Source organism: Rhodococcus sp. APC 3903 (assembly GCF_030407755.1).
Classification (GTDB): Bacteria; Actinomycetota; Actinomycetes; order Mycobacteriales; family Mycobacteriaceae; genus Rhodococcus_F; species Rhodococcus_F erythropolis.
The window spans coordinates 1-23,146 of record NZ_JASDCV010000012.1 but is presented as its reverse complement, the minus strand read 5'-3'; the positions used below and the strand labels follow the sequence as shown (position 1 = coordinate 23,146).

The 23,146-nt window shown below is 62.2% G+C and carries 25 protein-coding genes and 1 pseudogene; 10 read left to right on the top strand and 16 right to left on the bottom strand.

What is annotated here, in order from left to right; genetic code table 11:
- Positions 1–11 precede the first annotated feature (11 nt).
- The 3 genes from rsmA to QMA15_RS18090 are packed head-to-tail and all read right to left on the bottom strand — an operon-like array spanning position 12 to position 3,206.
- Positions 12–911 (bottom strand): 16S rRNA (adenine(1518)-N(6)/adenine(1519)-N(6))-dimethyltransferase RsmA, encoded by a 900-nt coding sequence (rsmA, locus tag QMA15_RS18100; protein WP_003946263.1) that lies wholly within the window; start codon positions 909–911, stop codon positions 12–14.
- 9 nt (positions 912–920) lie between these two features.
- The gene (locus QMA15_RS18095; protein WP_019744699.1) at positions 921–2,048 is read right to left on the bottom strand and encodes a resuscitation-promoting factor; all 1,128 of its coding nucleotides are present in this window, start codon (positions 2,046–2,048) and stop codon (positions 921–923) included.
- 33 nt (positions 2,049–2,081) lie between these two features.
- On the bottom strand, positions 2,082–3,206 hold the full coding sequence (locus QMA15_RS18090) for a resuscitation-promoting factor (protein ID WP_019744700.1): 1,125 nt from the start codon (positions 3,204–3,206) through the stop codon (positions 2,082–2,084).
- A gap of 236 nt (positions 3,207–3,442) precedes the next feature.
- On the opposite strand from QMA15_RS18090, the gene QMA15_RS18085 reads away from it, so the two are divergent.
- Positions 3,443–4,891, top strand: a complete 1,449-nt coding sequence (locus QMA15_RS18085; protein ID WP_019744701.1) for an ABC transporter permease subunit — start codon at positions 3,443–3,445, stop codon at positions 4,889–4,891.
- A gap of 17 nt (positions 4,892–4,908) precedes the next feature.
- Positions 4,909–5,655 (top strand): amino acid ABC transporter ATP-binding protein, encoded by a 747-nt coding sequence (locus QMA15_RS18080; protein WP_141488724.1) that lies wholly within the window; start codon positions 4,909–4,911, stop codon positions 5,653–5,655.
- A gap of 36 nt (positions 5,656–5,691) precedes the next feature.
- On the opposite strand, the gene QMA15_RS18075 is transcribed toward QMA15_RS18080, so the two are convergent.
- Positions 5,692–6,081, bottom strand: coding sequence for a DUF6578 domain-containing protein (locus tag QMA15_RS18075; protein WP_060939743.1), 390 nt, complete (start codon positions 6,079–6,081; stop codon positions 5,692–5,694).
- Positions 6,082–6,158: 77 nt separating this feature from the next.
- Complete coding sequence (locus QMA15_RS18070; protein ID WP_060939742.1) at positions 6,159–6,986, bottom strand: TatD family hydrolase; 828 nt, start codon at positions 6,984–6,986, stop codon at positions 6,159–6,161.
- A gap of 21 nt (positions 6,987–7,007) precedes the next feature.
- Between QMA15_RS18070 and metG the strand changes: the two genes are divergently transcribed.
- Both metG and QMA15_RS18060 read left to right on the top strand, forming a co-directional pair.
- A complete protein-coding gene (gene metG / locus QMA15_RS18065) occupies positions 7,008–8,606 on the top strand; it encodes a methionine--tRNA ligase (protein WP_060939741.1) in 1,599 nt (532 codons plus the stop codon).
- Positions 8,607–8,687: 81 nt separating this feature from the next.
- The gene (locus QMA15_RS18060) at positions 8,688–9,935 is read left to right on the top strand and encodes a DUF2786 domain-containing protein (RefSeq protein ID WP_223257847.1); all 1,248 of its coding nucleotides are present in this window, start codon (positions 8,688–8,690) and stop codon (positions 9,933–9,935) included.
- Here QMA15_RS18060 and rsmI read toward each other — a convergent pair.
- Positions 9,932–10,762 (bottom strand): 16S rRNA (cytidine(1402)-2'-O)-methyltransferase, encoded by an 831-nt coding sequence (gene rsmI, locus QMA15_RS18055; RefSeq protein ID WP_021332320.1) that lies wholly within the window; start codon positions 10,760–10,762, stop codon positions 9,932–9,934. The two genes, QMA15_RS18060 and rsmI, sit on opposite strands and share 4 nt — an antisense overlap.
- Before the next feature lie 23 nt (positions 10,763–10,785).
- Between rsmI and QMA15_RS18050 the strand changes: the two genes are divergently transcribed.
- Positions 10,786–12,345: a phospholipid carrier-dependent glycosyltransferase gene (locus tag QMA15_RS18050; protein ID WP_024487795.1), complete on the top strand. Its 1,560-nt coding sequence runs from the start codon at positions 10,786–10,788 to the stop codon at positions 12,343–12,345.
- A gap of 54 nt (positions 12,346–12,399) precedes the next feature.
- On the opposite strand, the gene QMA15_RS18045 is transcribed toward QMA15_RS18050, so the two are convergent.
- From QMA15_RS18045 to QMA15_RS18030, 4 genes are all read right to left on the bottom strand, one after another.
- Complete coding sequence (locus tag QMA15_RS18045) at positions 12,400–14,034, bottom strand: BCCT family transporter (protein ID WP_019744709.1); 1,635 nt, start codon at positions 14,032–14,034, stop codon at positions 12,400–12,402.
- 84 nt (positions 14,035–14,118) lie between these two features.
- On the bottom strand, positions 14,119–14,550 hold the full coding sequence (locus QMA15_RS18040; RefSeq protein WP_020908616.1) for a DoxX family protein: 432 nt from the start codon (positions 14,548–14,550) through the stop codon (positions 14,119–14,121).
- 48 nt (positions 14,551–14,598) lie between these two features.
- Positions 14,599–14,958 carry a GntR family transcriptional regulator gene (locus QMA15_RS18035; RefSeq protein ID WP_020970329.1) on the bottom strand — a complete coding sequence of 120 codons (360 nt, stop codon included), beginning with the start codon at positions 14,956–14,958 and terminating at the stop codon, positions 14,599–14,601.
- A 25-nt stretch (positions 14,959–14,983) separates the two neighbouring features.
- Entirely contained in the window at positions 14,984–15,667 is a 684-nt protein-coding gene (locus tag QMA15_RS18030; protein ID WP_020970330.1) for an SDR family oxidoreductase, read from the bottom strand.
- 94 nt (positions 15,668–15,761) lie between these two features.
- Here QMA15_RS18030 and arsC point away from each other — a divergent pair, with 94 nt between their 5' ends.
- Entirely contained in the window at positions 15,762–16,115 is a 354-nt protein-coding gene (gene arsC, locus QMA15_RS18025) for an arsenate reductase (glutaredoxin) (RefSeq protein WP_020970331.1), read from the top strand.
- Between the two features lie 10 nt (positions 16,116–16,125).
- Here arsC and arcA read toward each other — a convergent pair whose 3' ends face one another.
- The gene (arcA, locus tag QMA15_RS18020; RefSeq protein ID WP_019744713.1) at positions 16,126–17,343 is read right to left on the bottom strand and encodes an arginine deiminase; all 1,218 of its coding nucleotides are present in this window, start codon (positions 17,341–17,343) and stop codon (positions 16,126–16,128) included.
- 99 nt (positions 17,344–17,442) lie between these two features.
- Here arcA and QMA15_RS18015 point away from each other — a divergent pair, with 99 nt between their 5' ends.
- Positions 17,443–17,931 carry an FABP family protein gene (locus QMA15_RS18015; protein ID WP_020970333.1) on the top strand — a complete coding sequence of 163 codons (489 nt, stop codon included), beginning with the start codon at positions 17,443–17,445 and terminating at the stop codon, positions 17,929–17,931.
- Between the two features lie 5 nt (positions 17,932–17,936).
- A complete protein-coding gene (soxR, locus tag QMA15_RS18010; RefSeq protein ID WP_019744715.1) occupies positions 17,937–18,416 on the top strand; it encodes a redox-sensitive transcriptional activator SoxR in 480 nt (159 codons plus the stop codon).
- Here the strand turns inward: soxR and QMA15_RS18005 are convergent.
- The 3 genes from QMA15_RS18005 to QMA15_RS17995 all read right to left on the bottom strand — a co-directional run bounded on the left by QMA15_RS18005 (position 18,402) and on the right by QMA15_RS17995 (position 20,064).
- Positions 18,402–18,884 (bottom strand): DUF2505 domain-containing protein, encoded by a 483-nt coding sequence (locus QMA15_RS18005; RefSeq protein WP_047888452.1) that lies wholly within the window; start codon positions 18,882–18,884, stop codon positions 18,402–18,404. The genes soxR and QMA15_RS18005 overlap by 15 nt on opposite strands.
- A gap of 48 nt (positions 18,885–18,932) precedes the next feature.
- A complete protein-coding gene (locus QMA15_RS18000; protein WP_060939739.1) occupies positions 18,933–19,778 on the bottom strand; it encodes an SDR family oxidoreductase in 846 nt (281 codons plus the stop codon).
- A gap of 142 nt (positions 19,779–19,920) precedes the next feature.
- Complete coding sequence (locus QMA15_RS17995) at positions 19,921–20,064, bottom strand: hypothetical protein (protein ID WP_162267916.1); 144 nt, start codon at positions 20,062–20,064, stop codon at positions 19,921–19,923.
- Positions 20,065–20,556: 492 nt separating this feature from the next.
- Between QMA15_RS17995 and QMA15_RS17990 the strand changes: the two genes are divergently transcribed.
- Entirely contained in the window at positions 20,557–20,973 is a 417-nt protein-coding gene (locus QMA15_RS17990; RefSeq protein ID WP_003946231.1) for a helix-turn-helix domain-containing protein, read from the top strand.
- A 42-nt stretch (positions 20,974–21,015) separates the two neighbouring features.
- On the opposite strand, the gene QMA15_RS17985 is transcribed toward QMA15_RS17990, so the two are convergent.
- Together QMA15_RS17985 and QMA15_RS17980 are read right to left on the bottom strand one after the other, a co-directional pair.
- A complete protein-coding gene (locus QMA15_RS17985) occupies positions 21,016–22,017 on the bottom strand; it encodes a hypothetical protein (RefSeq protein WP_060939738.1) in 1,002 nt (333 codons plus the stop codon).
- On the bottom strand, positions 22,014–22,514 hold the full coding sequence (locus tag QMA15_RS17980) for an ImmA/IrrE family metallo-endopeptidase (protein ID WP_003946241.1): 501 nt from the start codon (positions 22,512–22,514) through the stop codon (positions 22,014–22,016). The genes QMA15_RS17985 and QMA15_RS17980 overlap by 4 nt, the downstream gene beginning before the upstream one ends.
- Before the next feature lie 178 nt (positions 22,515–22,692).
- Here QMA15_RS17980 and QMA15_RS17975 point away from each other — a divergent pair.
- Positions 22,693–23,146, top strand: a pseudogene (locus QMA15_RS17975) (hypothetical protein); the annotation flags it as partial.

Sequence of the window (23,146 nt, the reverse complement as noted above, 5' to 3'; positions counted from 1 at the left end):
CGCGCACGGGGCTATTCGCCTCCAGCCAGCCGAACGAAGGCTGCTGCGTCGAGCATCTCGCCACGCGTCTGTGGCTCGATGCCGGCAGCGAGGAGCCGTCGCTCGGCCTCGGCAGGCGAACCTGCCCAACCACTGAGCGCGGCACGCAAAGTCTTGCGGCGCTGCGCGAATGCGGCGTCGATGGCAGCAAAAACCTGCTTGCGGTGTTTCTCGTCCATCGGCCACGGCGGCTCCGCGTACCGGTCGATACGAACCAGACCTGATTCCACCTTCGGCACCGGCCAGAACACGTTGCGTCCGACGGCACCGGCGCGGCGAACCTCGCCGAAGAAGTTGGCCTTGACGCTGGGAACGCCGTAGATCTTGCTTCCCGGATCAGCCGCCAGGCGATCGGCAACCTCGGCTTGCACCATCACGAGTGCGGTCCGCAGACTCGGGAGCGATGCGAACAGATGCAACAGCACCGGCACCGCGACGTTGTACGGCAGGTTCGCAACCAGTGCGGTCGGCTCGCCGGGTATCTGTGAAGGCAGCACACGCATCGCGTCCGCTTCGACGACGGTCAGTCGATCGGCCAACTCCGGCGCTCGCTCGGCCACCGTCTTCGGGAGGCGAGCCGCGAGGTTGGGATCGATCTCGACCGCGATCACACGATCGACGACGTCCATCAGCGCCATCGTCAGCGAACCGAGACCCGGCCCCACCTCGAGAACGACATCGTCACGAGTGACGCCTGCCGTGGTGACGATGCGTCGCACGGTATTGGCGTCGTGAACGAAGTTCTGCCCCAACTGTTTCGTGGGCCGGACACCGAATTCCTCGGCAAGAGCGCGCACCTCGACCGGACCGAGCAGGGCTGCCTGCCCGCGCGGAGTAGCGATGGGTTCGTTCGATTGTTCGGCGTCTGACACCAGTAGAACTTATCCCAGTCCGAGGCGACCCGAGCACGACGGCCATGCGCCCCAGCCCTGAGTGCGCTGCGTTTGCGTCGCGATCGCGATCTGCTCTTCACGGGTTGCGAGGTCGGCGCGAGGCGCATACTTCAACCCGCCCTGCCGTTCCCACGTGTTCTGGTCGAACTGCACGCCGCCGTAGAAACCGTTGCCGGTGTTGATAGCCCAGTTGCCGGTGGCCTCGCACTGTGCGAGCGCGTCCCACGTCGAACCGTTCTCCACGGGCGGCACCTCGGTGCCCGGCTTCGTTCCCACGCGCACGACCTTCGGCTGCGCCGGTGTGGTGATCGTCTCCGATACCTGTGTACGTCCGGCCTCGGCACCGTTGACGAGATTCACGGCGAACGTCACGTCACGCACGCCGGGAACGCCCGGATTCTCGACGATCGTGCGACTCTGGTTCATCGTCGGATCCTCGATGCGCTGATCCGGCGGATCGAGCGGCAAGGTCTCGACTTTGTTCTCGGTGCGGTTGCGCGTCACCGTGACCTCGAGGCCCTCGGTCAGCGGAGCGTCGGCGGCGGGAACCACCGTGTCCGACTGCTCGAGCGGAGTGCCGTTGGCCGTAAGGAACTCGCCCACCGTCGGTGCCGCGATACGCACGTCGGCCGCCGCGTTTGCGCCGTCGACCAGTTTTGCGACGACAGGTGTCAAGACGTCGAGCGCGGCGCCGTCGAGCGGGAGACGCTGCGAGCGCGACGCCGACACGTGCACATCCGCTGAGACATCCAACTGCTTGAGCGCGTCGTCGACGGTCAAGGCGGTGGTCCAGAGCTTCTGTGGCTGACCGTCGACCGTCAGCGTGATCTCACGAGCACGACGGAGCACCACGGTGTCGCCGTCGGACAGCGACGCGTCGGCCGCGGGAGCAACCGCGTCCTTGTCACCGATCGGGTAACCCGCGTCCTCGAGAGCGCCGTCGACGTTGGTCGACATGGTGCTCAGGTGAATCTGCTCACCGTCGACGTCGATGGTGATGGTCTTGTGCCGGACGACGGCCAGAACGCCACCCACGAGAACCGTCAGGAGAAGAGCGGCGATCGCCGAGTACAACAACGGCGACCTGGTCGAGTTGATCTTGGCGAACGGTGACATGGGTTCCTGAGTTCTGTGTGGAGTGTGGGCGCGTCAGCGCAGGCCCAATTTGCTGGTGCAGGACGGCCACGCACCCCAGCCCTGACCGGCGCGGACCTTCTCGCCGATCGCGATCTGCTGTTCACGTGATGCGAGGTCGGCGCGCGCTGCGTACTGACCGCCGCCGAATGCTTCCCAGGTGCTCTGGGTGAACTGAAGTCCTCCGTAGAAACCGTTGCCGGTGTTGATGGCCCAGTTTCCGGTCGCTTCGCACTGAGCAATGGAGTCCCACGTCGACGCGTTGGACACAGCGGGCGCGGAAGTCTGCTTGGTTCCGACCTTCACCACTGCTGCGACCGGTTCCTTGATCACGGTCGCGGACAGTTCGGTTCGTCCGGCCTCCACGCCGTTGACGGTCTTGACCTCGACGGTGGCCGTGCGCTCGCCGGCAACACCCGGGTTTTCGACGACGGTCTTGTCCTTCTCGAGCTCGGGATCTTCGACCTTGTTCTCGGGCGGCGCGATCGGCTGCGTCTCGACGCGAGTGTCCGTGCGGTCGCGGGTGACCTGGATGGTCAGGCCGTTGGTAACGGGTGTGTCAGCGGTGGGAACCACCGAGTCGGCCTGCTCGAGCGGCGCATTCTTGGCCGCGAGAAGATCACCGACGGTCACGGCGGCGAGCTTGATCTCGGCCGCCGGAGCACCACCGTCGCTGACGCTGACGGTCTTCGGGCTGACGACGTCGAGCTCGGTGCGTTCGAGGGGCAGACGATGCGAGCGCGAAGCCGAGACTGCGAAGTCGTCGGAAACATCTACCTGCTTCAGTGCCTCGTCGACCGTCAATGCCGTGGTCCAGATGGTCGTCGGCTGACCGTCCACGGTCAGCGCCAACTCACGGGCACGTCGCAGTACGACGGTATCGCCGTCGGACAGTGAGGAATCGGCGCTGGGAGCGAGCGCGTCCTTGGGATCGACCGGGTATCCGGCGTCCTCGAGAGCGGTACCGACGCTGCTCGACATCGTGGACAGCGAAATCATGTCGCCGTCGACGTCGAGGGTGATCGTCTTGTGCCGAACCACGGCGAGCGCACCTCCGACGATGAGCGTCAGAAGCAACGCACCCACCACTGAATAGAGAAGTGGTGACTTCGTGGAGTTGATCTTGGCAAAAGGCGACACAGGAAATCCCAAGGCAGACGACGTTCGATCACAATACGGTAACGACCGAGCGTTGTATCGGCAACCAAATCACAACGAAATGCGACTTTTGTCACGGAACGGCAACGGCGTGTCGTGTGTTCTGCACTTTCCGGCTCCGATACCCGTGTATCGATTCAGCTCTGGGCGCAGTATGTTCTCGTCTGGTTCAAAGCAGTCCGGCGATCCCGGGCGCGACAGAAGAAAGCTGGGCGATAGTGCGAAGAAGATTCGACAGACCACGTAATGCCAGGTGGCCGATCCTGGCCATCCTGCTGGCGCTGATCGCAGCGCTGTTCGCCCCCGGAATCGCGAGCGCGCAACCCGGTCGCACCTACACGATCGCCACCGATCTGACATTCGCCCCGTTCGAATTCGAGAACGAAGACGGCAAACTCGTCGGCATCGACATCGATCTCCTCAACGCGATCGCCGAGGACCAAGGTTTCAAGGTCGACATCAAGCAGCTCGGCTTCGACGCTGCGCTTCAGGCCGTGCAGGCCGGGCAGGCCGACGGCGTCATCGCCGGCATGTCCATCACCGACGCCCGCAAGCAGGTTTTCGACTTCTCCGACCCGTACTTCGAGTCGGGCGTGCAGATGGCGGTCCTCGAGACCGACAACGACGTGAAGGCGTACGAGGATCTGAAGGGCAAGCGCGTCGCCGTCAAGAACGGCACCGAGGGCGCCAGCTTCGCCGAGTCCATCAAGGACCAATACGGCTTCACGACAGTCTATTTCGCCGACTCCGCCAGCATGTACGACGAGGTCCGCACCGGAAACTCCGTCGCAGTCTTCGACGACTACCCCGTCCTCGCCTACGGCATCACACAGGGCAACGGCCTCAAGACGGTCACCGAAAAAGAGGTGGGCGCGAGCTACGGCTTCGCAGTCAACAAGGGCCAGAACGCCGAACTGCTCCAGATGTTCAACGCTGGACTGCAGAACCTGCGCGACGACGGCCAGTACGACGAAATCGTCTCGACCTACCTCGGTCAGGGCGCGTCGACGTCGGACAACTCCATCATCGGCTTGATCAAGAGCACCTATCCCCAGCTCCTCAAGGGCCTGTGGTTGACGATCGTTCTCTCGGTCGTCTCGATCGCGATCGCTCTGGTCCTGGGTGCGATCTTCGGTCTCTGCCGCGTGTCCACCAACATGTTCGTCCGAGGTATAGGCACGACCTACGTCGACATCTTCCGCGGCACACCGCTGTTGGTGCAGGCGTTCTTCATCTACTTCGGCATCCCGGCAGCCCTGCATTTCCAGATGTCCGCCTTCACCGCAGGCATCATCACGCTCTCGCTCAACGCCGGCGCGTACATGGCTGAAATCGTCCGCGGCGGCATCTTGTCCGTCGACAAGGGACAGATGGAGGCGTCACGAAGCCTGGGCATCAGCTACATGAAGTCGATGCGAAAAGTCATCATGCCGCAGGCAATTCGCACGATGATCCCGTCGTACATCAACCAGTTCGTCATCACCCTCAAGGACACGTCGATCCTGTCGGTCATCGGACTCGCCGAGCTCACTCAGACAGGGCGCATCATCATCGCGCGCAACTTCCAGTCGTTCAACATGTGGCTGATCATCGGCGTCATGTACTTCATCATCATCATGGCGCTCACCAAGCTGTCGAACCGCCTCGAGAAGAGGATCAACAAGTGACCGAAACAGCCGTCAACATGGGCAAGTCCAACACCGAGGTCAAGATTTCGGTCAAGGGACTGAAGAAGTCGTTCGGCGACAACGAGGTCCTCAAAGGCCTCGACGTCGACATCAAGAGCGGTGAAGTGGTCTGCGTCATCGGGCCTTCCGGTTCGGGTAAGTCCACCTTCCTGCGCTGCCTCAACCGCCTCGAAGACATCACCGCCGGCTCCGTGCGCGTCGACCAGTTCGACCTCACGAACAAGGACGTCGACATCGACAAGGTGCGCCAGCACATCGGGATGGTGTTCCAGCACTTCAACCTGTTCCCACACATGAGCGTCGTCGAAAACGTGATGCTCGCCCCGGTGCAGACCGGGCGATCGACCAAGGATCAGGCTCGCGAGATCGCCGTCAAACTGCTCGGCCAGGTCGGTCTCGCGGAGAAGGCAGATGCCAAGCCCGCCAGCCTGTCCGGTGGGCAGAAGCAACGCGTGGCCATTGCCCGCGCACTGGCGATGAGCCCGGACATCATGCTCTTCGACGAGGCCACCAGCGCCCTCGACCCGGAGATGGTGGGAGAGGTTCTACAGGTGCTTCGTGACCTCGCCAAGCAGGGCATGACCATGGTCGTCGTAACCCACGAAATGGGCTTCGCCCGTGAGGTTTCCGATCGAGTCATCTTCATGGCCGACGGATACATCGTCGAAGAAGGCAAGCCGGAGAACCTGTTCGGCAACCCCCAGCAGCAGCGCACCCAGGACTTCCTGGCGAAGGTCCTGTAGGGGCAAGCCCCCTGTGCGCCTTTTTGGTAGTGGGGACTACCGGAAAGGCGCACGGGTGGTGGCCAATTCGACGACAACGGCCGTCTCCATCCAGCCACGCCGACCGGCAACCAGCGACGACATTCCGCGAAAATGTGGTGGGACCTTCTCGACTCGAACATGATCGGTGCTTCCAGGCACCAACACCCAGTGTCTGGGTTCTTGTTCGACAAATTCCCCGCGCTCGAGTCGGATCGAGAGAACGATCCCGGCAGTAGGTTCCACGTCGTCGGGAAAGATTCCTCCATGAACCGACCCGTCGAACCACAGCGAGTCAGGTATCGGGTGCAAAGCCCACGAAGATTTTTCGCCGACCACCGGCAACGGTGCACAGCACTCTAATTCCCACGTTTCGATGCGGACTGTGACCACGTTGTAGTCATTCATCTGAAATACCCCGCGCAGTAGACGGACCGGGACACGACGATCCCGGGCGCGGAGTTACCTGTCGAACCAGAATAGCGTCAGATCTTGTAGACGCGCTCCGCTGTCGCCGTGGACGCTGCCGCCAGCGTCTGCGGATCCTCGCCGCGGATGTCTGCGAGTGCACGCACTGTGTACGGCAGGCAGTACGACTCGTTAGGCGCACCGCGGAACGGGTGCGGCGTCAAGAACGGCGCATCCGTCTCGACGATCAGCTGATCCGACGGCACCAACAGCGCGGCCTCACGCAGCGCCTTCGCATTCTTGAAACTCACGGTTCCCGAAAAACTCAACACGTACCCGGCTGCGATGCACTCCCGCGCCATCTCCGAATCCGAGGAGAAGCAGTGGAAGACCACTGTCTCCGGCGCGCCTTCCTCTTGCAGCACCCGCAGCAGATCCTGATCGGCTTCGCGATTGTGAATCATCAGCGTCTTACCGAGACGCTTCGCCAGATCGATGTGCCACCGGAAACCGTCGACCTGCTCCTCGATCGTGGCGCACCCTTCGAGCTTGCCTGGCCAGTAGAGATCCAGCCCGGTCTCCCCCACCGCGACGACCCGCGGATCGGACGCCAACCGTTCGATCTCGGCCCTGGTGTCGGCATCCAGGACGTTCGCCCTGGTCGGATGGATTGCGACGGCTGCGTAAACCCTCGAATCCCAGTTCGCAGCGTCGACGGCAAAGCGTGCAGCATCGAGGTCGTCGGCCACCGTGACGACCCGTCCGACGCCGACGGCCTCGGCTCGATCGACTATTTCGGCCACGGTCGCAGCGTCGTGTGCGCCGCACGCGTCGAGGTGCGTATGGGCGTCGATCAGAGGCGACAAGGGCTCAGGGGCATCGGGGGCGGGACGGTCTTTGCTCACGCCCGATAGAGTAAGCCCACCATGACTGTGCCTGCCTCACCCTCCCAGACCCCGCGCCCGGACTCCGCCGCCCCGGAAGGCGCGGAACGATCGCCGTTCTACATCACGACAGCGATCGCGTATCCCAACGGCGCTCCGCACATCGGCCACGCGTACGAGTACATCTCCTCGGACGCGCTCGCCCGCTTCAAGCGTTTGGACGGTCATGAAGTGTTCTTCATGACCGGTACCGACGAGCACGGTCTGAAGATGCAGCAGACAGCGATCAAAGAGGGCATCGACGTACGCGAACTCGCGGCTCGAAACTCCGACGTGTTCCAGAACCTCGACAAGGTCCTGAACATCTCGTACGACCGGTTCATCCGCACCACGGACGCTGATCACCAGGTCGCCAGCAAGGCGATCTGGGAGAAGATGGCCGCATCGGGCGACATCTACCTCGACACGTACTCGGGTTGGTACTCGGTTCGGGACGAGGCCTTCTACACCGAAGCCGAGACCACGCTTCTGGAGGACGGCACCCGTCAGTCCACCGAGACCGGCACCCCGGTGGAGTGGACCGAGGAGTCGAACTACACCTTCCGTCTCTCGGCGTACGGGGAGCGTCTCCTCGCGCTGTACGAAGAGCACCCCGAATTCATCGCCCCCACGACACGCCGCAACGAGATCGTCAGCTTCGTCAAGGGCGGCCTCAAGGACATCTCGATCTCGCGCACCACGTTCGACTGGGGCGTCAAGGTGCCGGGCGACCCGGACCACGTCATGTACGTCTGGGTAGACGCCCTCACCAACTACCTGACGGGCGTCGGATACCCGAACGTCGATTCGGAGGAGTTCAAGAAGTTCTGGCCCGCGAGCCTGCACATCATCGGCAAGGACATCACGCGGTTCCACACCGTGTACTGGCCGGCATTCCTCATGTCTGCCGGCATCGAACTGCCGGAGCGGGTGTTCGTCCACGGCTTCTTGTACAACAAGGGCGAGAAGATGTCGAAGTCCGTCGGCAACGTCGTCGACCCCATCGCGATGGTCGATCAGTACGGCCTCGACGCGGTCCGCTTCTTCTTGCTCCGCGAGATCTCGTACGGTCAGGACGGCAGCTACAGTCACGAAGCGATCGTGACGCGCATGAATGCTGATCTCTCGAACGAACTCGGCAATCTCGCGCAGCGTTCGCTGACGATGGTCGCGAAGAACTGCGACGCCCAGGTACCCACCCCCGGCGAGTTCACCGAGGACGACCTGGCGATGCTGGCATCGGTGGATGCCCTGCTCGCCAAGTGCCGCAGCGAGTTCGACGTGCAGGCTCTGCATCTCGCACTGGAAGCCATCTGGGGCGTTCTCGGCGAGACCAACCGGTACTTCTCCAAGCAGGAACCGTGGGTTCTGCGTAAGACCGATCCGGCACGCATGGCGACGGTTCTGTACGTGACGCTCGAAGTGGTCCGTATCGTCGGGCTTCTCGTTCAGCCGGTGATGCCCGACGCGGCGTCACGCATCCTCGATCTGCTCGGCCAGAGCGAAGAGAACCGGCAGTTCGCCGACATCGCGGTTCGCATCGACGCCAACCGGAAACTGCCTGCTCCGGCGCCAGTTTTCCCCCGCTTCGTCGAGGAATGAGCTAAGCGAGAGTGCCGCACGTGGGGTCCGAGATATCCGGTTACAGGCGGATGTGTCGGACCCCACGTGCACACTCCAGCCATGACGACGAATAGAACATACATTCGAACCAGCGCTTCGGCGCAGACACTGCCATGGAACGGAGCGCGGGTGTCCACTCAGGAGGTCAGCCCTCAATCCGTTTCCGCGGTGCGAGATCTCGTTTCCGAACTGTCCGCGGCGTACGACCGCGGATGGCAGCCGGCGGATCTGATTCATCTGGCGCGTCGAAGCAAAGAAGCGTCCGACGCCGATCTCGCCGCCACCACCATCCTGTTCGATGCGAAAGCGTCGCGCGCCTCCGATCGCGCACCGCTCGAATGGGTGGGGCAGTTGCAGACGATCGGCGAGCAGTATGCGAAGTCTCGACGCATCGCTTCTCGAATCACCGTGGACGACGACGTTTTTCGCTCCCTCGCGGCCGGCCTTCTGTTCCAGGATCCCTACTTCCTTGTTTCGCAAATCGTCGACGTCGCGCGATCGTGGATGCGCCTACCTCAGTGGACGGTGTTGCTCGCGCCACCATCCACCTGGCCGTCGCAACGGACCGACACCACCTATGCCGGCGTCGGTGATACCGAGGTCGACGCCAAGGTACTCAAGCGAATTCGTGGATTACTCGCCAAAGCCGAAGCCACCAACTTCGCGGAAGAAGCCGAGATTTTCACCGCGAAGGCTCAGGAGTTGATGACCCGGTACGCCATCGATTCCGCGCTGCTCCACTCTCGCGCCGGGGTCACCGACACATCCGTGAATGCCCGACGCATTCACATCGAGAACCCGTACGTGAAGGAAAAGGTTCACCTCCTGACCGAGATCGGCGAATCGAATCGAGTCAGGACTGTCTGGTTCAGCGACATTGCACTCGCGACCGTCGTCGGCACTCCGGTCGACCTTCAGCAAGTCGATATGCTGTTCACTTCCTTGCTCGTACAGGCAACCCGTGCAATGCAATTCGCCGACTCGAGCAATCGTGGCGGCTCACGCACCACCTCGTTCCGCAAGGGATTCCTGGCCGGGTTCGCCAGCCGCATCGGACACCGCCTGCGTGACGCCGGCACCAAAGCCACCGCCGAAGCGGCCGACGCGGCATCGATGGACGTCGCGGATCTTCTGCCGATCCTGGCCACCACTTCCGAGGCCGTCGACGCCGAATTCGATCGATTGTTCCCGACAACCCGCAAAACTCGCGGACGGTCCGTCGACGCCGAAGGCTGGCACGCCGGCCAGGCCGCAGCCGACGACGCCAACCTGCGTCCCGGCGCACCCGCCGTGAACCGCTCCCGCTAGTCCTTTCGAGCGGCCAGGACCGTCTCGTACAACTCACGCTTGGAGACTCCGGCCGTTGCGACCAGAGCACACGCGTCCTTCAATCGTGCTCCCCCCTCGACCAGCCTTTCCACCTCGTCGACCAGATCGGCAGGATCAGATGCCACCAGTACTGCGCCTTCGAGCACCACCGTGATCTCTCCGCGAACGCCCTCGGCCGCCCAAGTAGCTAACTCTCCGAGAGTGCCGCGCTTCACTTCCTCGTAGGTCTTGGTCAATTCCCGGCACACGGCGGCGCGGCGATCGGGCCCGAGAACTTCCACCGCATCTGCGAGGCAGTCGGCAAGGCGATGGGGTGCTTCGAAGAACACACACGCTCGCTGCTCGGTTGCCAGGGCCGAAAGCCAGGTCTTGCGCTGCCCCTGCTTTCGCGGCGGGAATCCGTCGAAGCAGAACCGCTCCACCGGCAAACCCGAGAGTGCCAGCGCCGTCGTGACCGCCGACGGGCCCGGGAGACACGTGACGGCGAGGTTCTCGGCTACGCAGGCGGCAACGAGGCGATATCCGGGGTCACTGACCGACGGCATGCCTGCATCGGTGACCAGCAGGACGGTCTTGCCTTCGGCCACGTCGGCGACCAACGCGGGCAGCCGCGAAATCTCGACCTGGTCGTAGAAACTGACGATCTTCCCCGTGATGGTGACCTCGAGCGCGGACGCCAGAGACTTGGTGCGTCGTGTGTCCTCCGCAGCGACGACGTCGGCGGTTGCGAGAGCAGACCGAAGACGCGGGGACGCGTCACCGACATCTCCCATGGGTGTTGCGGCGAGTACCAAACGACCAGTCATACCTGACAGCCTACGATTGCCAGGTGACTGTGCAGACGGACGAGCGGCCAACGCCCGCCACGAGCGATCGGGTAGTGCGTAGTCCCGGCCCGCTGGTACCGGATCCTGATTTCGGCCCGACCGACAGATTGCGCGGCTGGATCGTCACCGCTTTCATCACCGCCATCGCGGCGATCACCCGCTTCACGATGCTCGCCTACCCGACCGACGCCGGCACACCTGTATTCGACGAGAAGCACTACGTTCCGCAGGGCTGGCAAGTTCTGACCGGCGGTGGCATCGAGGACAATCCCGGTTACGGATTGGTGGTGCACCCGCCGATCGGTAAGCAGATGATCGCGATCGGCGAAGCACTCTTCGGTTACAACGGTTGGGGGTGGCGATTCTCGTCAGCCCTGGTCGGGACGCTGATGGTCCTGCTGATCATCCGGATCGTCCGCCGCATGACGCGGTCCACGCTGATCGGGGCGATTGCCGGAATCCTGCTCATCGTGGACGGCGTCACCTTCGTCTCCTCACGCCTGGGGATGCTTGACATCTTCCTGGCCTTCTTCGTCCTCGCCGCCCTCGGATGTCTGGTGGTCGATCGCGATCAAGTCCGCGAACGAATGGCGAAGGTGTACGAGGAAGGTCGAATCGGCGATTCCGCCTGGGGTCCACGGCTGGGTTTCCGGTGGTGGAGGTTCGGCGCCGGCATCCTGCTCGGTCTGGCATGCGGAACCAAGTGGTCCGGCATGTACTTCATTCTGTTCTTCGGATTGCTCAGTGTTGCCTTCGACCTGTCAGCGCGCCGCGCATACCGCGTGCAGCGCCCGTGGGTCGGCACCGCAGTTCGCGACATCGGTCCAGCTCTGTATGCGCTGGTGGTCATTCCGCTCGGTGTGTACCTCGCGAGCTACTGGGCCTGGTTCACCAGCGAGACCGGCGTGGACCGCCATGCCGTCGGTAACGAGATCGGTGAGGGCGGCACGTGGAGCTTCATTCCCTCCGCACTGCGTTCACTCTGGTACTACAGCGGAAACGTTCTCCAGTTCCATGCCGGTCTGACCAACTCCGCCGGAAACCACCACCCGTGGGAGTCGAAACCGTGGACGTGGCCGATGGGGCTACGACCGATGCTCTACTACTACGCCGACGGCGAGCAGGTCACCGGTTGCGGGGCCGCCAGCTGCGTCAAGGCCGTGATGCTGATCGGCACACCGGCGATGTGGTGGCTGGCACTACCGATGTTGGCGTGGGCGATCTGGCAGACGTTCGTGCGCAGGGACTGGCGATACGCCGTGGTCCTGACGGGCTACGGCGCCGCTTACCTTCCGTGGTTCGCGACGCTCGACCGCCAGATGTACTACTTCTACGCAGTTGCACTCGCCCCGTTCATGGTCATGGGATTTGCGCTGGTCCTCGGCGATGTTCTGGGCAAGGCGAGCGCGTCCGTCGAGCGTCGTACCACCGGACTTCTTGCGGTCAGTCTGTACATCGGTCTGGTCGTGGCCAACTTCGTCTACCTCTGGCCGATACTCACCGCCATGCCGATCACGCCGGAATCGTGGCAGAACCATCTGTGGCTGCCTAGCTGGAAATAGTGGGACAGACGAAGGAGGCATCGAACCTGGTTCGGTGCCTCCTTCGTTTCACGATTACTCTGTCGGCTTACCGACGCGACGTCCCCGCCTCGGGCGTAGGAGAGCACGTTTCTGCTCCTTCGCCGCAATGATGATCGGGTCGTGCGAAAGATCCTTGTACAGCGAGAAGCACAGTCCGATCATGACCAGCACGAACGGCGCCGCAGCGATGATCGTCATGGTCTGCAAGCCGTCGAGCGCTTCAGAGCCACCGGTCCACAGCAGAAGCGCCGCGACGCCACCGGTCAACATGCCCCAGAAGACCACGACCCAGCGACTCGGTTCGAGCGTTCCGCGCTGCGAGAGCGTCCCCATCACCATCGACGCAGCGTCTGCGCCGGAAACGAAGAACACTGCCACGAGCAGCATGACGAGGACAGTCGTCACTCCGGCCAACGGCAGATTGTCGAGCATGCCGAACAGTTGAGCCTCTTCCGAGCCTCGGCCGGACAAGCCGATTCCGTCACGTTCCTCGCCGATGCCCGCGCCGCCGAAGATCGCGAACCAGAGCAAGCTGACAGTCGTGGGAACGGCGATGACGCCGACGATGAACTGGCGGATCGTGCGGCCGCGGCTGATGCGTGCCAGGAACATGCCGACGAACGGCGTCCAAGACACCCACCATGCCCAGTAGAAGATCGTCCACGACGAAAGCCACGCGCCCGTTTCAGGATTCGATGATGCACCCGTGCGGGCGGACATCTGGGCGAGGTCGGAAACGTATGCGCCAATGGTCGTCGGGAGCAGATTGAGAATCAGCACGGTCGGCCCGAGAACGAACACGAACAGGGCCAAGATCAGCGCGAGCACCATGTTGATGTTGGAGAGCCACTGAATTCCCTTGGCCACACCGGAAACTGCCGAAGCGACGAATGCCAGGGTCAGCACCGCAACGATGGCCACGAGCAGGAAAACGCCGGCTTCTTCCATCCAGCCGACTACCTCGAAACCGGAGCCGATCTGAAGTGCGCCGAGCCCCAAAGATGCTGCGGTACCAAAAAGTGTGGCAAAGATCGCCAGGATGTCGATGACCTTGCCGATCGGCCCTTCGGCCTTGCGACCGAGCAACGGAATGAAGGCCGAACTGAACAGTTGCTTGCGTCCTCGGCGATACGACCCGTATGCAATGGCAAGGCCCACAACGGCATACATCGCCCAAGGATGAAGACCCCAGTGAAACATGGTGGTGGCCATGGCAGTTCCGACGCCACCGTCGGTGCCGGGAGGCGGAGTCACGTAGTGCGCAAGCGGTTCCGCGACACCGAAGAACATCAGGCCGATCCCCATGCCGGCGCTGAACATCATCGCGATCCAGCTGACGGTTCGGAACTCGGGCTTCTCACCGTCCTTGCCCAGCGGAATGTCGCCGAATCGACTGACCGCGAGGTAGATGGAAAACAGCACGAAAGCCGAAGCTGCGAGTACGAAGAGCCAGCCGATGTTCGTCACCAACCAGCCGAGAACACTTCCGGTTACCGAATCGAGGTTGTCGGGAGCTACGAGGCCCCACACGACAATAGCCAGCACCGCGGCAGCCGCCACGGAAAACACCACGTAGTCGGTCCGAACGCCTACTCGAGTAAAGCCCGTCTCCGGGCGCTCTTCGTTGGCCCCGGAATCTTGTTCGGATCGATCAGATTTCGTCACCATAGATGACTACGTTCGTCACTTTATGGGCCAAAAGCAAGCCGGAAGGCGGGCTCAACGTCCGTTGAACCCGCCTTCTCACCCCGATCAAGCTGGGGTTTTAACCCAACCGTTGCCCTTGCCGATCAATCCGTCGATACTGATGCGTCCTGCGCCGATCACAGCGATCAAGAGCGATCCGACACCGAGTGCGACGACGAGTTCGTAGCCACCGTTGTCGATGAAGACACCCTTGTCCGCGTGCACGATGAAGAACGCGCCAACCATGTCGAGGAACAGCAGCGCGCCGACGAGCGGGGTCAACAGACCCGCGATGAGCAGGATTCCGCCGCCGAGTTCGATGGATGCAGCCACAACCGCAGAAATCTTGGGGAGCGGGGCGCCCATCCCTTCGAACGCGGCCTGCGTTCCGGCGATCTTGTAGGTGAAGAACTTCTGCCAACCGTGGGCGATGAAGATGATCCCGAGGCCGACACGGGCGATGAGGAGTCCGAGGTCACGAGCAATCGACGAATTCATGAGCCAAGACTGACAGCTTTAAGTTGAAGCGTCAACTTAAACATTGTGTCACGCACCTCTCAATGCCGACTCCACCATGGCGACGATCTCACTGTCGGAGTACCCGAGCGAGCGGACCCTATGCGCAAACGCGGTCGCCGCCTGCTCGGCCTGCGCCTGCACCGGATCGGTCCCCGAAGCGATGAATGTCCCTTGCTTTCCCCTCGTTTCGATGACGCCCTGATCGCTGAGCGCGCGATAAGCCTTCGCGACGGTGTTGGCCGCCAATCCCAGCTCCGAGGCCAACGCTCGCACCGTCGGGATCTTGGTTCCCGCGATCAATCCGCCGCCGTGAACCTGCTCGATAATCTGTTGCCGCAGTTGGTCGTACGGAGCTGTGGAGGAATCGTGTTCGATTGCGATCTTCATCGTCACCCTCGTCGTATCTTCTCGGTCACAGGCCCTCGATCGCCTCGCGGATCGTATGCGGGCCGGAGGTCAGAACCAATGTCTTGCCGACGCTGGACGGCGCATCGATGAGCGCTTCGACGACCGCGGCGACATCGGCTCGAGGCACAGAGCCTCGATCGACGGGCGGCTGCGCAAGCAATACTTCACCGGTCGGGTCGTCGTCCGTCAGAAGTCCTGGCCGAAGAATCGTCCAATCGAGCGAAGACCTTGTCTTCAGGTCTTCCTCCGCTGCCGTCTTCGCCCGCAGGTAGGCGGCAAAAACCTCGTCGGTGTTCTCCGGTATTTCGTCACCGGCACCCATGGCGCTGATCTGTATGAACCGACGTACTCCCGCTTTCTCGGCGGCATCGGCCAACAGCACCGCCGCAGCTCGGTCGACGGAGTCCTTGCGCTCGATCGAGCTACCAGGTCCGGCGCCCGCGGCGAAGACCGCGACGTCGGCACCGTCGAGTACCTTCGCAACTTCCTCGACCGTGGAGGATTCCAGATCGATCACCACGGGGAACGCGCCGAGTGTGCGGACCGCACCCTCGTGCGCGGAGTTGCGGATCAGCGCTACCGGCCGATCACCATGCCCTGCCAGCAGGTACGTCAGGTGCTGCGCGATCTTGCCGTGCCCACCGGCAATGACCACGCGTCGTTCGTCCACACTTCGATGTTCCGTCATCGTTTTCTCCTCACACGTCGGTACTTCAAGTGCAGCACTCCGGAGCGGCCCGTTGTTCCCCTGTTTGTCCCACGAGTTCGGACGCAGAGGCAGAATGACGAACATGGCATCTGCAACCATCTTCCACAATCAACGGTGCAACACCTCGCGGACCGTTCTCGGGCTCATCCGGGAAGCCGGCATCGAACCCACCATCGTCAAGTACCTCGATACTCCGCCTACCCGATCCGAGCTGGAAAAACTCATCGCCGACGCCGGCCTCGAGCCCAGTCAAGCGGTTCGCAAGCGCGAAACGCAGTACAAGGACCTCGGACTCGCCGACGCTTCCGAATCCGAGATCCTCGACGCGATGATCGAGCACCCAATTCTGATCGAACGCCCATTCGTCGTCACTGACAAGGGCACGGTGCTCGCGCGTCCGGCAGCCAAGGTGGAAGAGATTCTCTGACGTCTACCGCTCACAGCGGATCGCGGGCGATCGGGCAGGACATGCAGCGAGGTCCACCGCGACCGGAGCCCAGTTCGGAACCCGCGATTCGCAAAACCTCGATACCCGAGGCCTCCAGCCTGGCATTCGTTTCGACGTTGCGCTCGTAAGCGACGACGACGCCCGGTTCGACGGCCAACGTGTTGTTGCCGTCGTCCCATTGCTCACGCTCGGCAGTGACCGTGTCGAGTCCGGTGTCGATCACTCGAAGTTTTCCGATTCCCATGGCGTCGGCTGCCGCTTCGAGGAACGGCGTCGCACCGCGAATACTCACCCCGTCGTCTTCCTTGCGAAGGGTGAACGCTGCCAATGTGTCCTGAATGGCCGGATACATGACGACCGCGTCGGCCTCGACCATGGTGCAGACCGTGTCGAGATGCATCGACGCTCGGCGTTGCTCGATCGGAACAACCAACACCGTGTGGGCGAGACCATCGTCGAACACGCTACGCGCCAATGCTTCTGCGCCGGCGGGTGACGTACGTTCACCGACACCGATCGCGATCACCCCAGGCGCGAGAAGCAGCACGTCACCTCCCTCGACAGGAGCCGTGTGCGACTCGTACGCGCGGCGCACTCCCTTGAATCGAGGGTGATGCGCGTAGACCAGATCCGTGATCGAGGATTCGCGAGCTCGCGCTGACAACGCCAAGGACGTGATGATGACCCGTGGCCCGACCCAGAACGACGAATCGCGGGTGAAGAGCAAGTTGGGCAGCGGGTCGATCACGAAGTCACCGCCGTGATGCATCCTGCGCACCAACGAGGTCGAGCCGGCGTCGATCGGCAGCTCGTCGAACGTCATTCCGGCAGTAAGGATCGACGACAGCTCCTTCGGTTCTACCTTTCGCAGGTACGCAGCCAGGTGTTGTCCGAGCGCGTGGCCGATCTTGCGTGCGTCGACGGCGGCCGCGATTCCCTGGATCCTCGCTGCGCCACTGACCTCGAGCGCCTCGGTGAGGAGATCGGACAAAAGCAGTACCTCGACGCCGCGCTCACGAAGGACGGTCGCAAACTGATCGTGTTCTTCCTGCGCGCGGTCCACCCACGGCAACGCGTCGAACAGCAGCTCGTCGTTGTTGCGCGGAGTCAATCGTTTCAACTCGTCGCCCGGACGATGAAGAATGACCGATCGCAATCGGCCCACCTCGGAATCGACACCGAGGGGGACGGAGCCAGAAGCGTTCATGAGTGAACACTAATCCCGTAGGCCCCACCCAGCAGGGATGAGCAGCTGCCATATCTTCCCGCGTAACGTCTGATCCGACGCAGGCGAGAGGACCACGCAATGAGTAGCACGGATCAGGCGGCGCTGGGCGGCGCCGGAATCGACAGGTTCACCGGGCGCTGGGTCGGCGCTGGAGCCGGACATTTCCCCACCATCGACGACTTCGAGTACTCCGAGGAGATCGAGTTCGCTCCGACTCCGAAACCGTTTGTCACCTACTCGTCGCGCACTCGAGGGCTCCCCGACGGCCGACCACTTCACATGGAATCGGGATACCTGCGCCCGACACCTGGTGGTGAGCTCGAACTGCTGGTCAGCCAGCCCACCGGTTTTGTCGAGATCCATCGCGGCACCGTCGACTCCGAAGGCACTCTCGCCTTGACCCGTCTCACGCTCGCAGCATCGCCCGACGCAAAACCGGTTCACGACGTCCGGCGAGTCATGCGCGTCCAAGGCGACACCCTGACCTACGACTTGTGGATGGCGCACGGCGACACCCCGCTGACGCATCATCTCCACGCCACCCTCCACCGGGCGACGGACCGGTAGTCGCCATGGAGATGCCGTCGTGGAAAGCCAAGGAACTTACGCCCGGCCAGCTCTCCGAGCGCAGCGGTGTCGCCGTCTCGGCCCTGCATTTCTACGAACGAGAAGGCCTCATCGTCAGTCGCCGGACCAGCGGCAACCAGCGTCGATACCAACGAGACACGCTTCGACGCGTCGCCTTCATCCGAATCTCGCAACGCGTCGGCATTCCACTGTCGGAAATCCGGGAAGCCCTCGGCACACTTCCTGAAGGCCGTACCCCGAACCGCGCAGATTGGGAACGGTTGTCGACCGGATGGCGGCGCCACCTCGATCTCCGCATCGAGCAACTGGAACGACTACGCGACAATCTCACCGGTTGCATAGGTTGCGGGTGTCTCTCACTGGAGGGATGCGCCCTCGCAAACCCTCACGATCAACTCGCTGCCGCCGGCCCAGGTGCACGCGTTCTGGAGGTGGATTTCGGCGCCGACTCAGGCGAGAAATGACTCGACAGCGTCCCGATCGCGCCCCAGCAAGTCCTCGACGGTCTTCTTCAGCAACTTCTCGATCTGGCCGCCGATAATCGGCATCTTCACTTCGGCCGTCCCGTCGACGACCAGTCGCGTGCAGGACTCGGCGGCGGTGAGGCCCAGCGTCGTCTCGATTCGTATCGGCAGTCCGTGCGCGATCCCGGTGACCGACCCTGCGGCCTTCCCGTCAGACAGAGGCCCCCAGTGGTCGACCCGTGTCAGACCCAGTCGACTCGGCGCAACCTTGGCGACCAGGGTCGGGAGGGAGGCGGAGTCGATTTCCTCGGACACGGATACTTCGATCGATCCGTCTCCAGCTTCGATGTCCGAGGTGGCATAAAGGTCTCCGAGTCGGACTTTCCAATAACTCGGGTCTGTCAAAGTTCGATGCACGTCGTCGATCGGATATTTGAATTCGATATCGAAGTGAAAACTCTTCGGCATGACTTTGGTCCCTATTCGACTAGATAAAAGTCCCGTCGGAGTTAATGCTCATCGCTTGAGCAATTTACTGAACTGGTCGTTCGCTTTTTGCATCACGAACTCGTAAGGCGGGGCGAATTTGCGGGCCCACCAGTATCCGAATCGAATGTCATTGGACGTATACACGAGGTACGTGTTCTTCTCGATTCCCCGCAGAATGCACGAGGCCACCTTCTCCGGGGAGACCGCGCGCTTCTCGAACCGGTGCGTGAGCTTTTTGACCCGCGGGTCATCCCGGTCGATACCCGCGATCTCCACGGTTCCCACCAAAGGCGTCTTCACCCCACCAGGCACAACCAGACTGACGCCGATTCCGTGCCGCTTCAGATCGAATCGCAGCACCTCGGAGACCCCGCGAAGGCCGAACTTGCTCGCACTGTAAGCGGCATGCCACGGCAGTGCCAAGAGCCCAGCGGCCGAAGAAACATTGACCAGGTGCCCACCCTTGCCGGCGCGGATCATGGGCGGAACGAACGTCTCCATGACATGGATCGGTCCCATCAGGTTGACGTCAACCATCGACTTCCAGTGCCGATGCTCGAGGTTCTCGATAGTTCCCCACGCTGAAATGCCGGCGATATTCATGACGACATCCATCGGAGAGAATTGAGTGTGAATCTCGGTACCGAATTTCACGACCTCGTCGTAGTCCGAGATATCGAGTGCCTTGGCCAAACTGACCGTGCCGCCTCCGGCACCAACCATTGCGGCAGTCTCTTGCAATCCACGGTCGTTGACATCAGTGAGAAACAATTCAGCTCCGGCCTCGGATGCCCGCAGTGCAGTTGCGCGTCCTATCCCACTACCAGCGCCGGTGATCAGGCATTTCTTACCCTCAAGCGACCTTACTGACATGGATCGACACTCCCCCGCACTCGTACTGTGGACATGCGGGAAAGTCTACGCACGCGTTGTGCGGCCGCCCCGAAACACGCATTGCGGCCGTGAGCATGCCAGAACCCACGACCTCGGCGGCAGCCGCCGAACCCACCGACAGCTACAGACGCTGAGCCATCTGCTCTTGATAGCCCCTGACCGTACGGTCGAGTTCTTCCGCCGCTACATCGTCCCCACGCTTGCGTGCGTCGTGGGCTCGATCCTGGATTTCACGGATCGCGCGGCGCAGTTCGTCATCGCTCATCGTGTGTTTCATATCACAATTCTGCACCTACGCAGGGGGTTTAGCTAGCGCAGATTGCATTCCGGCAAACCGTTCAAGGTTCAACCCCGAAGTGATTCGAGCAACATCGCGAACAGTCGCCATAATTGCAACCGCATCACTCCACACCGTCACTGAACTGCGGTTTTCCTTTCGGAACACATATGAAAAACCAGGCTAACGCTTAGCTAATATCGCCAAAACGGGTAAAAGGTTTGATACTGGGCACATTAACCAAGTAATGGAAGGTTCGAATAGCGCGACCGTAGCTGCACAATCTTCGTGCGGCCGATACTCAATGTGCGCTGAGACATAGCTGAGCACTCAATGGCCGAACGAAACGAATCTCGGACACATTTGACAACTGGTCCACTAAACAGACTACGGTGAGCTACCGATCGGTTATCCGCGTGATACCGTAGGATTCACTGAACGGACAATTGCTAGCTAGAGAGGATTACGGGGCGGTTCACAATGGCTGACTTTGCAGAACGATTGAACAAACTGTTCGACAGTGTTCATCCTCCGGGGCGCAAACCCCACACCAACGCCGAGGTTGCGGCAGCGCTCATCGAAGACGGCCATCAGATCTCCAAGCCGTACATCTCGCAGCTCCGCTCGGGACAGCGCACCAACCCCTCGGACGAGACAGTCGCTGCGTTCGCCCGGTTCTTCAAGGTGAAGCCCGACTACTTCTTCAACGACATCTACGCTGCCAAGATCGATCACGACCTCGAACTGCTCTCGCAGCTCCAAGGTTACGGCCTTCGCCGCCTCTCGAGCCGCGCATTCGACCTGTCGGAAGAATCGCAGAATCTGCTCACCACGATGGCTGAAAAGCTCCGCGCGAGTGAGGGTTTGCCAGAGGTTCCGCCCGACGCGTCACGCTGATGCAAATGTGCTGAAGCACTGAATTGACATGGAGTAGGTCGACTACGAACGTCGACCTACTTTTGTCGTTTCATCGAGTTCCTTCGCCAACAACAACACCCATCGGCGCGCCGACATCTTCTCCGGTGGCGCAATCCATCTGGTGTCCAACACATCCGAGGCCAATGGATCCGCGATCCACCCCGCAAGTATTCCTGCATGGGCGGTAACTGCCCGGGGCGGTTCCTGACCACCGACGTCGAACATCCCGGCGCCGGACTGTATGTACATCGCATCCATGATCTGGGCGATCATGTCCGATGCCCGGAGTACTGACGTACTTCCGGCGCTGTCCGCGTCGACAACCTCGGGGAATCGCTTCACCAGAAGCGCATGCATCCGCCGTAGGCGATACAAGTCTCGTCGTGCGCGCAACCACGTCTCGAGAAGCACCCACGTGATGCCCAGCGCTATCAGAACACTCGAGGCAGCGATGAACCACACCCCTGCGCCCGTCCAGATATCCGATTCGAGTGCGCTGGTGCCACCGATCGATTCGACCAGCATCACGACGACCACGACAAGCAAGACCGACGAACCTGTCACGATCAATGCGATACCGCGACCCAACGGCGCCCAGGCAACGTGCCGTAGCCCCGTCGAAATGACAAGGGACAGAGCGACAATGATAAAGATCAGGGCCGGCGCTGGGTATCCGAAAAGAACCGCGATCGCCACCAGGAGCCCCACCGAGTACAGCACCGTGGCGAGGCCGCGCATAGCTGGACGCGACATCACCGGCCAGGCAGACACGGCGCCGACTGCACTGGCCGCAGACAACGCGGTCCACAAGACGATGACGATCATCGCTGCGGCATGTTGCTCCGGCGCAATTCGATCGACGATGTCCCACACCGCCGGCACCATGACCGTCGACGACAATGCGACCGAGAAGCCTGCGAAGACCATCGACATTCGCAACGGCGTCGCGGTGCGCGCGACAACTCGACCCAGTCTCGCGCCGGCTGCAACCCAGACGAGAAGGGCCACAGCCCAAAAGATCATCCGATCGCCTCGTCGTACCGCAACACCGACAGCGGTGTCCCACGGCCACTCATCGTTCGCAGACGCATGATCAACATCGACGCGAACGTCTCGGCTTCCCACTCCGCGATGTCATCCATCGGCACGGGTTCGTTGCGCCGCAGAGAACGTTGACTCAACATGTAGGCGATCAAATCATCACTGACCTCGAGCGTCGCCTCGGCGATCTCGGCACCCTCGTGGCGAAACACTATGTGCCCCAACTCATGTGCCAGAGTCCGCTCGACATTGGGTAGCCCGGGAGCCAAAACGATGACGTCGTGGTCGTCGTAGGCCCGGCGCTGACCGCACACTCCGGTGGCGAGAGGGGTTTCCAGATCGATCTCGATCGGGCGCCCGCGCTCTCGGGCGACTGTCTGCACCACCGTAAGCAGTGACACAGCCTCCGACGACGCTGCTGCGTCACATACGGCATCCACCGCGGCCAGAACGCGGCGATGTGAACGTCTGTCCGGCACGACTCACGCACCTCCCTGTGATCCGGGTGCCAGGAATTCGGCACGTGCGGCAGCCATACGTGCCTTCTGCAACGATGCTCCGCGGAAAGTCATTGCTCCCGCACCGGCCGCTACGACTGCCATTCCGCCCACACCGCCTGCGACGGCGGCAGCGTTGAGAATCGGTGGAAGGCCTTGAGTGAACGCCGTCGGGAATGCCTGCGGGTTCTCACTGGGACTCGCGACGTTCGGAGCGTTCGACGGTACCTGGGGAGCTACGGGAGCCGGTGCGGCCAGAACCTCGGGCGCGGACGGTGCTGCGACTGCGCCCGGCGCAGCGTTCGCCGGTCCACCGGCAGAGGGTGCAGGTGCTCCGCCGCCTGCTGACGGCCCCTGCGGATCAGACGGTCCAGCCGGCGGAACCGCTGCCTCCGAGGATGGCTCGGAACTCGACTGCGACTCGGAAGGGGACTGCGTCGTCTCGGAGGCTGCTTCGCTAGATGAACTCTCAGTCTGCGAAGTTGCGTTGGTCGCAGGGGAAGCGCTGCTGCTCGGACGTTGCGACGCCGAAGGGTTGGTCGAGGCCTCAGTTGTCGTGGGCTCAGTCGTCGTGGTCGGCTCAGTCGTCGTGGTCGGCTCAGTCGTCGTGGTCG

What these genes read in the sequence shown, in the direction of transcription:
- QMA15_RS18080 (WP_141488724.1), top strand. Translation starts at nt 4,909, where the DNA reads ATGGGCAAGTCCAACACCGAGGTCAAGATTTCGGTCAAGGGACTGAAG.
- QMA15_RS17985 (WP_060939738.1), bottom strand. Translation starts at nt 22,017, where the DNA reads ATGATCTTTTGGGCTGTGGCCCTTCTCGTCTGGGTTGCAGCCGGCGCG.
- QMA15_RS18060 (WP_223257847.1), top strand. Translation starts at nt 8,688, where the DNA reads ATGACGACGAATAGAACATACATTCGAACCAGCGCTTCGGCGCAGACA.
- arsC (WP_020970331.1), top strand. Translation starts at nt 15,762, where the DNA reads ATGACGAACATGGCATCTGCAACCATCTTCCACAATCAACGGTGCAAC.
- QMA15_RS18000 (WP_060939739.1), bottom strand. Translation starts at nt 19,778, where the DNA reads ATGTCAGTAAGGTCGCTTGAGGGTAAGAAATGCCTGATCACCGGCGCT.
- QMA15_RS17995 (WP_162267916.1), bottom strand. Translation starts at nt 20,064, where the DNA reads ATGAGCGATGACGAACTGCGCCGCGCGATCCGTGAAATCCAGGATCGA.
- rsmI (WP_021332320.1), bottom strand. Translation starts at nt 10,762, where the DNA reads ATGACTGGTCGTTTGGTACTCGCCGCAACACCCATGGGAGATGTCGGT.
- QMA15_RS18040 (WP_020908616.1), bottom strand. Translation starts at nt 14,550, where the DNA reads ATGAATTCGTCGATTGCTCGTGACCTCGGACTCCTCATCGCCCGTGTC.
- QMA15_RS18045 (WP_019744709.1), bottom strand. Translation starts at nt 14,034, where the DNA reads ATGGTGACGAAATCTGATCGATCCGAACAAGATTCCGGGGCCAACGAA.
- QMA15_RS18035 (WP_020970329.1), bottom strand. Translation starts at nt 14,958, where the DNA reads ATGAAGATCGCAATCGAACACGATTCCTCCACAGCTCCGTACGACCAA.
- QMA15_RS18015 (WP_020970333.1), top strand. Translation starts at nt 17,443, where the DNA reads ATGAGTAGCACGGATCAGGCGGCGCTGGGCGGCGCCGGAATCGACAGG.
- arcA (WP_019744713.1), bottom strand. Translation starts at nt 17,343, where the DNA reads ATGAACGCTTCTGGCTCCGTCCCCCTCGGTGTCGATTCCGAGGTGGGC.
- QMA15_RS18030 (WP_020970330.1), bottom strand. Translation starts at nt 15,667, where the DNA reads ATGACGGAACATCGAAGTGTGGACGAACGACGCGTGGTCATTGCCGGT.
- QMA15_RS18005 (WP_047888452.1), bottom strand. Translation starts at nt 18,884, where the DNA reads ATGCCGAAGAGTTTTCACTTCGATATCGAATTCAAATATCCGATCGAC.
- QMA15_RS18095 (WP_019744699.1), bottom strand. Translation starts at nt 2,048, where the DNA reads ATGTCACCGTTCGCCAAGATCAACTCGACCAGGTCGCCGTTGTTGTAC.
- QMA15_RS18075 (WP_060939743.1), bottom strand. Translation starts at nt 6,081, where the DNA reads ATGAATGACTACAACGTGGTCACAGTCCGCATCGAAACGTGGGAATTA.
- soxR (WP_019744715.1), top strand. Translation starts at nt 17,937, where the DNA reads ATGGAGATGCCGTCGTGGAAAGCCAAGGAACTTACGCCCGGCCAGCTC.
- QMA15_RS17990 (WP_003946231.1), top strand. Translation starts at nt 20,557, where the DNA reads ATGGCTGACTTTGCAGAACGATTGAACAAACTGTTCGACAGTGTTCAT.
- metG (WP_060939741.1), top strand. Translation starts at nt 7,008, where the DNA reads ATGACTGTGCCTGCCTCACCCTCCCAGACCCCGCGCCCGGACTCCGCC.